Origin of the sequence: Polaribacter sp. Asnod1-A03, assembly GCF_045063585.1 — a bacterium.
GTDB lineage: Bacteria > Bacteroidota > Bacteroidia > Flavobacteriales > Flavobacteriaceae > Polaribacter.
The window spans coordinates 2,912,112-2,924,161 of the sequence record NZ_JBEFOE010000009.1 but is presented as its reverse complement, the minus strand read 5'-3'; the positions used below and the strand labels follow the sequence as shown (position 1 = coordinate 2,924,161).

Below are 12,050 nucleotides of genomic sequence, written 5' to 3'. Positions count from 1 at the left end.
GGCTAAAGTTTATAAAGAAAAAAGCAACCTAATCAGGTTGCTTTTTTTGTATTTATAATAAAATTCTAAATTGTTAGAATTGTAAATTATGCATTTAAAGGTTTTCCGTCCCAAGCAGCTTTTGCAGCTTCTTTTACTGCTTCTGAATAAGTTGGGTGACCATGACAAATTCTTGCCAAATCCTCTGCAGATGCTCTATATTCCATAGCAACAGCAGCTTCCATAATTAAATCTGCAACACGTGCACCAACCATATGAACTCCTAAAATTTCATCGGTATTTTTATCAGCTAAAACTTTTACAAAACCATCAATATCTCCACTAGCTCTAGACCTTCCTAAAGCTCTCATAGAAAATTTACCAGATTTGTAATCTATTTTTGCATCTTTTAGTTCTTGCTCTGTTTTACCAACAGCAGCAACTTCTGGCCAAGTATAAACAATACCAGGAATTAAATTATAATCGATGTGTGGTTTTTCTCCAGCTAAATATTCTGCAACAACAACACCTTCTTCTTCCGCTTTATGAGCTAACATTGCACCTTTAACTACATCTCCAATTGCGTAAATATTAGATACATTTGTTTGTAAATGATCATTTACAGAAACTTGTCCGCGTTCGTTAACCTCAACACCAACTTTTTCTAAACCTAAACCTTCAGTATATGCCTTTCTACCAACGGCAACTAAACAATAATCTCCAGTAAAAGTAACTTCTTCTCCTTTTTTATTGTTTGCTTTAACAACTACTTCGTCACCATTTCTTTCAACAGAAGTAACACCAGTACTAACATTAAACTTAATACCTTGTTTCTTTAAAACTTTAGTTAATTCTTTAGAAACATCTGCATCCATAGTTGGTGTAATTTTAGGCGCATATTCTACTACAGTAACATCTGCACCTAAACGTTTGTAAACAGAACCTAACTCTAAACCAATAACTCCACCACCAATTACAATTAAATGTTTTGGTACTTCTTTTAATTCTAAAGCTTCTGTAGAAGTGATAACACGTTCTTTGTCTAAAGAAATAAAAGGCAATGTAGAAGGTTTAGAACCTGTTGCTATAATAATATTTGTTCCTTCAATAATTTCTTCAGAACCATCGTTTTTAGAAACTTTTACGTGTGTTGCATCTTCAAAAGACCCCATACCTTCATAAACATCAATTTTGTTTTTGTCCATTAAGTATTTAATTCCGCCAGTTGTCGTTTCTACAACTTTAGCTTTTCTTTCTACCATTTTTCCAAAATCGAACGTTGGTTTTTCTATAGAAATTCCGTGTTCTTCAAAATGATTTACAGCATCATAGTAATGATGAGAAGAGTCTAATAATGCTTTAGAAGGAATACATCCAACATTTAAACAAGTTCCTCCTAAAGTTGAGTATTTTTCAATAATTGCTACTTTTTTACCTAATTGAGATGCTCTAACTGCAGAAATGTATCCTCCAGGACCAGATCCAATTACAATAATATCGTATTTCATGATTGCGTTTTTTTGCGTAAAGTGTAACCTTTCGGTTCGTTTTTTATATTGATAGACAAAAATAAGGATATTTTCATAGAATAAAGTAAGAAATGAGTAGTTTTACTGATGAGAATTTCTTAAAATTTAACGAATTGTATTTTAATGAGAATCTGTAAAATTTTAATAAAAAACTAATTGATAAAACAAAGCATCTTAATTATAGGCTACGTTTGGGTTGAGCCAAATTCTTCTGCAGCAGGAAGCAGAATGTTGCAGTTAATTGAACAGTTCTTGCAACAAGGTTTTAAAATAATATTTGCTTCTCCTGCTCAAAAAAGTGATAAAGCATCTAGTTTAGATTTGTTAGGAATTGATGAAGTTTCAATAGAGTTAAATAATGCTTCTTTTGATGATTTTATAAAAGAACTACAACCAACAATTGTGATGTTTGATCGTTTTATGATGGAAGAACAATTTGGTTGGCGAGTCGCAGAAAATTGCCCAAATGCTTTAAGGGTTTTAGATACAGAAGATTTACATTTTTTACGAAAAACGCGTCATCAGCAATTAAAAAAAGGAGAAGCATTTACAAATGAAGTTTTGTTAAAATCTGTGGATACAAAAAGAGAAATTGCATCCATTTTACGTTGCGATTTATCTTTAATAATATCTACGTACGAAATGGATTTATTAAAATCTGTTTTTAAGATTGATGATAGTTTACTTTATTATTTGCCTTTTTTGTTGGATAAAATTGACACTCATCAAATAGAAAAATGGAAATCATTTGAAGAAAGAAGTAATTTTATTTTTATTGGCAACTTTTTTCATAAACCAAATGTAGATGCAATTTTAACTTTAAAAAAAGAAATTTGGTCATCAATCAGGCAGCAATTACCAAAGGCAGAGTTACATATTTATGGTGCATATACAAATCAGCAAATAAATCAATTACACAATAAAAAGGAGGGATTTATTGTAAAAGGCTTTGCAGAAGATGCAAAAGGTGTTGTTAAAAACTCGAGGGTTGTTTTAGCTCCTTTACGTTTTGGAGCAGGAATTAAAGGGAAATTAACCGAAGCTATGATTTGCGGAACACCAAGTGTAACTACAGAAATTGGAGCAGAGGGAATGCATTATAATTTACCTTGGAATGGGTTTGTGGAAAGTAATTTTACAGAGTTTTCTAACAAAGCAATTCAATTATTTTCTGATGAAAACATTTGGGAAAGTTCTCAAAAAAACGGAATAAAAATTATCAATCAAATTTATGATAAAGAAAAATTGAGTACGCCTTTTATCAACGAAATAAATGAGATTCAACAAAATTTAGAAAAACATAGAACTCAGAATTTTTTAGGAAGTATGTTACAGCATCAAACATTACAAGCTACAAAATTTATGAGTAAATGGATTGAAGAAAAGAATAAATAATTGTCTTCTAGTGTTTTATTACATTAAAGTTACCCCAGCATCAATATATGGTTTTAATATAGGGTCGCTGATTTCTAAATCTGTAATAGCAATGTCAATTCCTTTAAGGCTACATACGTCATAATTAAGTCTAAGATTTAATTTATTAGAAGTAGATAAATAAACGTTGTGTTCCGATGAGCTAATCATTTGTTTTTTTACCAACGTAACCTCGTAACTTTCTCCTGTAATCCCTTGTTCTAAGCTAAAACCACTTACTCCAATAAAACAAAGATTGGCTGTTATGTTTGCTAAAAACTGAATTACATCAATACCAGTTGTAACCATTGCATTTCTTTGTATTTTTCCTCCAATAAATATAGTTTCAATAGTTGGGTGTTCTGCAAGTTGCATTGCAATTGGTAAACTATATGTATAAATAGTAGCTTTTAAATTTTTTGGAAATAATTTAGCGAGCATCAAGTTTGTAGTACCACCACTCATTATAATCACCATCCCGTCTTTAACTAAAGTAATTGCTTTTCTGGCAATGGCAACTTTTTCTTCTCTTTTATAGATTACATCTTCATTGTAGTGATAAAGCTTTTGCATTGTAGAGATTGCTCCTCCATGTATTTTAGTAAGCAAACCTTTCTTGTCTAGTTCTTTTATATCTCTTCTAATTGTATCTTCAGATACATTTAGTTTTTCAGCTAAAAAACTAGAGCTAACTTGTCTATTAATGCTTACTTCATCTACTACTTTTTGTAGTCTATCTTTTTTTCTCATTTAAGTTCTCTTTTTTTCAAAAATAAGATTTTATTAAGGATTTATGCAAATAACTTTTTGTTTAAAATAATAGATTGCAATTTTTTACAGTTTTTTTTGGTTAAAATGTAATATTTTGGTTTTAATTAAATGATTTTGTTTAATTTTTGATGTGATTTGTGATAAATGTTTGAAATGACACGGTGTTAAGTATTGTTTTTTTGCTGTATTTTTGCTTTTTATTTAAAATAAAGACGCAAATAAATGTCAACTACTTGCGTGTTTTTATTTTTTATTTTATATTTACCATGAATTATACTAAGTTCTAGTCAGGTTAAAGTGTTTTTTGTTATTGATGTACTATGGCTGTAACTTTTATTTGTCGTAATTAATTAGTTGAGTTATGTGCCAATAAAAGTTTAAAAAAGAGAATTTTGATAATATGTAATTAAATAATCGTTAAATCCCCCAACTTTACATTAATGTATTGTTTTTAATTGTTTTTTGATTTAAATTTTTTGATAGGAAGTGATAAATAGCCCGTTTTCACTTCCTATCTTTAATTAATGCTCTTCTAAAAAGATAAATGTACTTGCAAAAATTAAGCGTTTAAAAAATGAATTCAACAATAATTCTATTAATTATAGCATCTTATTTTGGAGTGTTAATGTTAATATCTCATTTTACTTCAAAAAATACAAGTGATGACTCTTTTTACACAGGAGATAGAAAATCTCCATGGCAAGTAGTTGCTTTTGGTATGATTGGCGCTGTAATGTCTGGTGTAACCTTTGTGTCTATACCGGGTATGGTTAGTAATAATTATTTTTATTACTTGCAGTTTGTTTTTGGTAATGTTGTTGGCTATATTTTTATAACCTACGTTTTAATACCCATTTATTACAGTTTAAAATTAGTATCAATTTATAGCTACTTAGAAACTAGATTTGGTGCTAAGACATATAAAACAGGGTCTTTATTCTTTTTGATATCTCAATCTTTTGGGGCTGCTTTAAGGTTGTTATTAGCAGCAAAAATTTTACAATATGCAGTTTTTGATGGTTTTCATATTCCCTTTTATTTAACGGTAATTATCATATTAATTTTAATATGGTTGTATACTAATAAATCAGGAATTAAAACAATCGTTTGGACAGATACCTTACAAACCTTTTTTTTGTTGATGGCTGCAATTGTATCTATAATTATAATTAAAAACTCATTAGATTTAAGTTTTTCAGAAACTGTAATATCTATTACAGAACATAAATATTTTAAAATATTTAATTGGGATTTTAATTCGGGTAGTAATTTCTTTAAACAGTTTATTTCTGGCGTTTTAATAGCAGTTGCCATGGTTGGTTTAGATCAAAATATGATGCAAAAAACACTAACTTGTAAAAGCAAAAAAGAGGCACAACGTAATATTTTAACATTCAGTCTATTTTTAGCATTAGCACAATTTCTTTTCTTAGGGTTGGGAGTAATGCTTTACTTGTATGCAGAAAAATTTGGAATCCAATTAGATATAGAAAATGGTCAATTTATTAATACAGACAATTTGTTTCCAATGCTTTCCCTTGGTAGTTTTGGTACTGTAGCTGCTATCAGTTTTATTTTAGGAATTACAGCAGCATCATTTTCTAGTGTAGATTCTTCATTAACAGCTTTAACTACATCATTTACACATGATTTTTTAGATATAAATCATAAAAATTCAAAAGAAAAAAAACGACTTAAAAATTATGTTTTACTTGGGTTTTCTGTGATAATATTTATTATTATAATGTTATTTTCTGGAAGTAAAGGAGATGTAATAACAACAATTTTTAAAGTTGCAGGTTATACTTATGGACCTTTATTAGGTCTCTATTTAATCGGAATTTTTACAAAAATCAAAATAAAAGATGCAGCCGTACCATATGTCTGTGTTTTAATGCCATTATTAACTTACTATATAAATTATATAGTTAAAGACAAGTTTTCATTTGATTTAGGTTTTATGAATATATTATTAAATGCTTGTCTAACAATACTATGTTTAATCCTTATACGAAACAAAGATGATTAACAAATTAACTACAGAACAAGCATCAGATTATAACAACTTAGAGCAAATGAGCACAACTGAGTTGCTTACAAATATGAATAAAGAGGATAAATCAGTTCCTTTAGCAATTGAAAAGGCAATTCCTTCTATAAATACGTTGGTAGATGTAATTCATGAAAAAATGAGTAAGGGTGGACGTTTATTTTATATTGGAGCAGGAACAAGTGGACGATTAGGTGTGCTTGATGCTTCGGAGTGCCCGCCAACTTATGGTGTTTCTGATGATTGGATTATCGGACTGATTGCAGGTGGAGATATTGCGCTTAGAAAAGCGGTGGAAAATGCAGAAGATGATACAGATTTAGCGTGGAAAAATTTACAAGAATATAATGTTTCGGATAAAGATGTTTTAATCGGTATTGCAGCTTCTGGTACAACTCCTTATGTAATAGGTGGTTTGCAAAAAGCAAAAGAACATAATATTGTTACCGGTTGTATAACATGTAATCAAAAATCTCCACTTTCATTAGAAGCAGATTATTCAATAGAATTAGTAGTTGGTCCAGAGTTTGTTACTGGTAGTACAAGAATGAAAGCGGGTACGGCACAAAAGCTAGCTTTAAATATGATTTCTACAACAGTTATGATAAAATTGGGTAGAGTAAAAGGAAATAAAATGGTAGATATGCAACTATCTAATAAAAAGTTGGTTTCTAGAGGTGTAAAAATGATAATGGATGAACTTCTTATTGAAGAAAAATTAGCAAAAAAGCTGTTACAAAAACACAAAAGTGTTAGAAAATCTTTAGAAGCTTATAAAGAAGAATTAGAAGAGTTAAATCTATAAAGATGGAAATGAAAGGAAGACTAAAAGCATTAGATGTTCTAAGAGGAATAACAATTGCTTCTATGATTTTGGTAAATACACCAGGTAGTTGGTCTTACGTATATTGGCCTTTATTACATGCAAAATGGCATGGTTTTACACCAACAGATACAGTTTTTCCTTTTTTCTTATTTATTGTAGGTGTTTCTATTCATTTTGCTTTTAAAAACTTTAAAAAAGAAGATAGTAAGAAAGGATTAAAAAAGATTATTAAAAGAACATTCATGATTTTTTCTATTGGATTGTTTTTAAATCTTTTTCCAAAATTTAATTTTGAAACTGTTAGGTATTTTGGAGTTTTACAAAGGATAGCAATTGCTTATGGATTTGGAGCTGCTTTATGTTTGTTTTTTAATAAGCGAGCATTAATTTATATTATAACCTTAATTTTATTAACATATTGGGCAATTTTATATTTTTTTGTTGCAGAAAATCCTTTTGCTCCAGAAACAAATTTAGTTGGTAAAATAGATTTGTATTTATTTGGACCTAAACATGTGTGGAAAGGTTTGGGTTTTCCTTTTGATCCAGAAGGATTATTATCAACATTACCATCAATAGCAACAGTATTAATTGGTGCTTTAACAGGTGGCTTTTTAAGTGAAACTACAGAAAAAAGTATTAAAATAAAAAAACTTTTGGTTTATGGATTAGTACTTGTTATACTCGGGTATATTTGGGGTTTAATTTTTCCAATAAACAAATCTTTATGGACAAGTAGTTTTGTTTGTTTTGCAGCAGGTTGGGCAATGTTAATATTGGCTTTTTTAATATGGATTATTGATATTAAAAAATATACCAAATGGTCTCTGCCATTTATACATTTTGGTACAAATCCGTTATTTATTTTTGTGTTTTCTGGTTTGTATGTAAAAACAATGATTTATCTAGTAAAATTTACAAATACAGAAGGTAAAACAATAAGTGGTTTAAGTTACATATATCAAAATATATTTGTTCCGATTGCAGGAAATATGAATGGGTCGCTACTTTTTGCAATTGCTCATATTATCTTTTTTTGGAGCTTGGTATATGTATTGTTTAGAAATAAAATATTTATAAAAATTTAATTTTTCAGAAAATGAAAAGAATAATACCGGTAGTATTTCTACTTTCAATTTTAATTGGTTGTAATAAAAATGAAGCTGTAAAAGCACCTTCAGAAAATATTGCTAAAAAAAAATGGGTAGATAGTATTTATAATAATATGACGCTTAGAGAAAAAGTAGGTCAATTATTTATGATTGCAGCATATTCTAATAAAGATAAAAAACATACAGATTCTATTCAGAAATTAATTAAAAATTATGGAATTGGTGGCTTGGTCTTTTTTCAGGGAGGTCCAATAAGGCAAGCAAATCAAACAAATTTATATCAATCAACATCAAAAGTACCTTTATTGATTGGAATGGATGCAGAATGGGGATTAAACATGCGCTTAGATAGTACTGCAAGATTCCCTTATAACATGACGCTAGGTGCAGTTAAAAATAACGATTTAATAAGAAAAATTGGAGAAAAAATAGGAGAGCATTGCAATCGTTTGGGAGTTCATATCAATTTTGCTCCGGTAGTTGATATTAATACAAACTCTAAAAATCCAATAATTGGAGTACGTTCTTTTGCTGAGGATAAATATAATGTAACCGATAAAGCTTTGGCTTTTACTGAAGGAATGCAAAGTAAGAATGTATTGGCATCTGCAAAACATTTTCCTGGTCATGGAGATACAGATAAAGATTCTCATAAAACATTACCTACAGTTTTGCTTTCTAAAGAAAGAATAGATTCGGTAGAAATGTATCCATACAAACAATTGTTTAAAAATAATATGGCTGGTGTTATGGTTGCGCACTTAAATGTGCCGAGTTTAGAAAAAGAAGAAGGTGTTCCGTCGTCTTTGTCTCATCATATTGTTACAGATATTTTAAAAGGTCAATTAAATTTTAAAGGCCTTGTTTTTACGGATGCTTTAAATATGAAAGGAGCCGCTAATTATAAAGAAAAAGGAGAAATTGATTTGGTAGCTTTTAAGGCTGGAAATGACATTTTATTGATGGGAGAAAATGTTTCTAAAGGAATGAATAAAATTATAGAAGCTTATAATAAAAAAGAAATAACAGAAGAACGATTAATGCATTCGGTAAAAAAGATTCTTGCAGCAAAATTTGATGTTGGTTTAAATAATTTTACCCCAATAGAAACAACAAATCTTATTAGCGATTTAAATGATGATGAAAGTAACTCTTTAAATAATGAGATTTTTACTAACGCGATAACAGTTTTAAAAAACAAGAATAATATTTTACCTATTGGTAATGACGAAAATAAAAAGGTAGCTTTAGTGAGTTTGGGTGACGGAGATTCTTCTACTTTTTTAAATTCGTTAAGATCTCATATAAATATTGATGAATTTTCTGACCTAAAACAGATTGATAAACTTAACATGTATGATGAAATTATCATTAGTTATCATCGTTTAAATAGTAGAATAACAGCTAAAATTTCTAATGATGATAAAATTCTGATAGAAAAAATTGCAAAAAATAATAATGTAATTTTAAATGTATTTGCAAGTCAATATAGTTTAGAAAACTTATCATTTAGTGATATTGAAGCGGCTATTATTTCTTATGAAAACTCAGAAATAGCTCAAAAAGTATCATCAGAAATTATGATAGGTAACAAGAATTCTAAAGGTAAATTATCAGCTTCTCTAAATGGTAAATTTGTTGCAGGATCTGGAATTAAAATATTAAAATAAAAGGTTTAAAAGGTTAATCTTTATGAAAAAAAGTATCATACTATTATTGGCTATAGCTTCAATTTGTTGTAGTTCTAAAAGTGATAAGGAGCAAAAAGAGGAGAAATCTAACTTATTAGAAAATAAGGTTGAATCTAAAATTATTGTTGCAGCAAATCGAACAGAAAAATATTTACCAATGCTAAAAGGTAAAAGTGTTGGTGTTGTTGCAAATCAAACAAGTGTTATTTTTAAAGAAGAAAAAAATACTCATTTAGTAGATTCTTTACTAGCATTAAATATAAATGTGACAAAAGTTTTTGCACCCGAACATGGTTTTAGAGGAAAAGCTGATGCGGGAGAACATATAGAAGATGGTATTGATAAAACAACAGGTTTGCCTATAATTTCTTTGTATGGTAGTAATAGAAAGCCGTCTCATGAGCATTTAAAAGGAATAGAAGTAATGCTGTTTGATATACAAGATGTCGGAGTCCGATTTTACACTTATATCTCAACATTGCATTATGTTATGGAGGTTTGTGCAGAATTAAATATTCCGTTAATTGTTTTGGATAGACCTAATCCTAACGGACATTATATTGATGGTCCAATTTTAGAGGAAGAAGTAAAAAGTTTTGTAGGTATGCATCCTGTTCCAACGGTTTACGGAATGACAATTGGTGAATATGGAAAAATGATTAACGGAGAAAAATGGTTAGAAAATGGTGTTAAATGTAATTTAACAGTTATTCCGTTAGAAAATTATACACATCAATCAGAATACGATTTATCAATAATTCCATCACCAAATTTACCAAACACCAAATCGATTAATTTATATCCAAGTTTGTGTTTTTTTGAAGGAACAAATGTAAGTGCCGGTAGAGGTACAGAAATGCAGTTTCAAATATTTGGTTCTCCTTTTCTTTCTAAAGATTTTTTCAAATTTAGTTTTATTCCTAAACCTAACTTTGGATCAAAACATCCAAAACATGATGGAGAATTATGTTATGGTACAGATTTAAGAAATAATGAGAAATTGAGTAGTTTAAATTTAAAATGGCTAATAGAGTCTTATCATCAGACAGAAAATAAAGCAAAGTTTTTTAATTCTTTTTTTTCAAAATTGGCAGGAACAAAAAAACTACAGAAGCAAATAGAAGAAGGGATGTCTACAAAAGAAATAAAAGAAATTTGGCAAGGTGGTTTAGATAGTTTTAAGAAAGTTCGTAATAAATACATTATATATTAATCGGTTTTTATAAAATAAAAATAAAATGTTAAAGAGTAGTATAGATAAAGCGACGGGATTTGAGAAGCGTTTTGAAAACATCGGAACGGTAGTTTATTCAGACTCCACATCGGCCTCCCAGTCTATTGCTAAAGAAATAGCAAGTTTAATAAAGGTAAAACAAAGTCAAAAACAACCATGTAATTCACGTTGCCATAAATAACCTGCAACTTTAGATACTTTATTTAATTCTTCTGTTACTTGTAAAGGAAGATTTAGTGTTTTCATAATATTTAAGTAAATTTGATGTAACAAAGATATTAGTGATTTTAACGATTAAAAATATTTAAAATCCGTATTTTTGTATCTAATTTAAACATTATACCTTTTTGGCATTTTCTAAAAACATAGCATTAGGAGACCCTTCTTCTAACTTTCAAAATTTTATAGATTTAAAATTAAAGTTGTTATGTTGTAGATATTGGTTATTAAATTTATGGGATTGCCATGATATGGTTTTTCCGTTTTGGAGAATATATTGGAATCGAAATGAAGGTGGAGAACTGATTCATTTAGACGAAGTTTACAAAATGACGCCTGATACTTTATATATAATACCACCTTTTACTTCTTTTACTTCTCGTTTTACAAAAAATCATACTTACGAATCTGGCATACATGTTTCTGGAAGACATTTAACAAGTGATTATGATGAAAACGATTATTTAGATTCATCTTTAATTCACTTTTTTATTCATTTTAACTTAGGTGTCCCTTTTGATAATGTGTATCCTGGTATTTTAAAAATAGAAGTAACTGATTATTTAAAAGATCGATTAGAATATTTAACAGGAAGATTAAAAATAGAAAACACAGATTTTAAATTGACCTTCAATTTAAAGCTACAGGCATTTATTAAAGAAGCGCTTACCACTATTGGTCCAGAACTTTGGAAAGCGATAAATATTGATCAACGTATTTTAAAAGTAATCCGTTATATAGAAACCAATATCAATAAAAAGTTAAGTAATGCCGAAATTGCTGCTGTGGTAAATATGGCGCCTAATTCTTTTGCCCGTTTATTTAAAGATGAAATGCATATTACCGTTCATAATTTTATCCAGAATAGAAAAATAGCTAGGTCTTGCGAACTTTTTGAACACACCAACAAAACAATAGAAGATGTTGCCTTTCATTTAGGGTTTTCCGACAGATACCACTTCTCTAGAGTGTTTAAATTAATTACAGGGTTAACTCCCGGTAACTATAAATCTGGAAAATATACATAAATTGTAAAAATTACTCCTTATAGAAAATAGTTATAAACTATCTATACAAGGGTTTAAACACCATTTGTTTTTAGCATTTTTACATCAATGTTTAAATTATACATATTATTGATTATTATGGATAAAATTTTTAGCTGATTCTATTTTTAAGTTTGTGTATTGGCTTTAGCAACCAATATGTAACAAGAGATATTTAAT

General features: G+C 28.8%; 9 protein-coding genes. 7 read left to right on the top strand and 2 right to left on the bottom strand.

Annotated features, from left to right (window positions below; translation table 11 throughout):
- Window positions 1-86: 86 nt before the first annotated feature.
- Window positions 87-1,487, bottom strand: a complete 1,401-nt coding sequence (gene lpdA, locus ACJJVY_RS13115) for a dihydrolipoyl dehydrogenase (protein ID WP_405609488.1) — start codon at window positions 1,485-1,487, stop codon at window positions 87-89.
- Window positions 1,488-1,664: 177 nt separating this feature from the next.
- Here lpdA and ACJJVY_RS13110 point away from each other — a divergent pair, with 177 nt between their 5' ends.
- On the top strand, window positions 1,665-2,903 hold the full coding sequence (locus ACJJVY_RS13110) for a glycosyltransferase (RefSeq protein ID WP_405609485.1): 1,239 nt from the start codon (window positions 1,665-1,667) through the stop codon (window positions 2,901-2,903).
- An 18-nt stretch (window positions 2,904-2,921) separates the two neighbouring features.
- Here the strand turns inward: ACJJVY_RS13110 and ACJJVY_RS13105 are convergent, their stop codons facing one another.
- Window positions 2,922-3,671 carry a DeoR/GlpR family DNA-binding transcription regulator gene (locus ACJJVY_RS13105; protein WP_405609482.1) on the bottom strand — a complete coding sequence of 250 codons (750 nt, stop codon included), beginning with the start codon at window positions 3,669-3,671 and terminating at the stop codon, window positions 2,922-2,924.
- 595 nt (window positions 3,672-4,266) lie between these two features.
- On the opposite strand from ACJJVY_RS13105, the gene ACJJVY_RS13100 reads away from it, so the two are divergent.
- The 6 genes from ACJJVY_RS13100 (at window position 4,267) to ACJJVY_RS13075 (ending at window position 11,852) form a co-directional block, all read left to right on the top strand.
- On the top strand, window positions 4,267-5,721 hold the full coding sequence (locus tag ACJJVY_RS13100; protein WP_405609479.1) for a sodium:solute symporter: 1,455 nt from the start codon (window positions 4,267-4,269) through the stop codon (window positions 5,719-5,721).
- Window positions 5,714-6,547 carry an N-acetylmuramic acid 6-phosphate etherase gene (gene murQ / locus ACJJVY_RS13095; protein WP_405609476.1) on the top strand — a complete coding sequence of 278 codons (834 nt, stop codon included), beginning with the start codon at window positions 5,714-5,716 and terminating at the stop codon, window positions 6,545-6,547. Before ACJJVY_RS13100 ends, murQ begins: the two co-directional genes overlap by 8 nt.
- A gap of 2 nt (window positions 6,548-6,549) precedes the next feature.
- Window positions 6,550-7,656 (top strand): acyltransferase family protein, encoded by a 1,107-nt coding sequence (locus ACJJVY_RS13090; RefSeq protein ID WP_405609473.1) that lies wholly within the window; start codon window positions 6,550-6,552, stop codon window positions 7,654-7,656.
- A gap of 11 nt (window positions 7,657-7,667) precedes the next feature.
- The gene (locus ACJJVY_RS13085; RefSeq protein WP_405609470.1) at window positions 7,668-9,350 is read left to right on the top strand and encodes a glycoside hydrolase family 3 protein; all 1,683 of its coding nucleotides are present in this window, start codon (window positions 7,668-7,670) and stop codon (window positions 9,348-9,350) included.
- A gap of 22 nt (window positions 9,351-9,372) precedes the next feature.
- Window positions 9,373-10,584 (top strand): exo-beta-N-acetylmuramidase NamZ domain-containing protein, encoded by a 1,212-nt coding sequence (locus ACJJVY_RS13080; RefSeq protein WP_405609467.1) that lies wholly within the window; start codon window positions 9,373-9,375, stop codon window positions 10,582-10,584.
- 368 nt (window positions 10,585-10,952) lie between these two features.
- The gene (locus tag ACJJVY_RS13075; RefSeq protein ID WP_405609464.1) at window positions 10,953-11,852 is read left to right on the top strand and encodes a helix-turn-helix domain-containing protein; all 900 of its coding nucleotides are present in this window, start codon (window positions 10,953-10,955) and stop codon (window positions 11,850-11,852) included.
- Window positions 11,853-12,050: the final 198 nt, after the last annotated feature.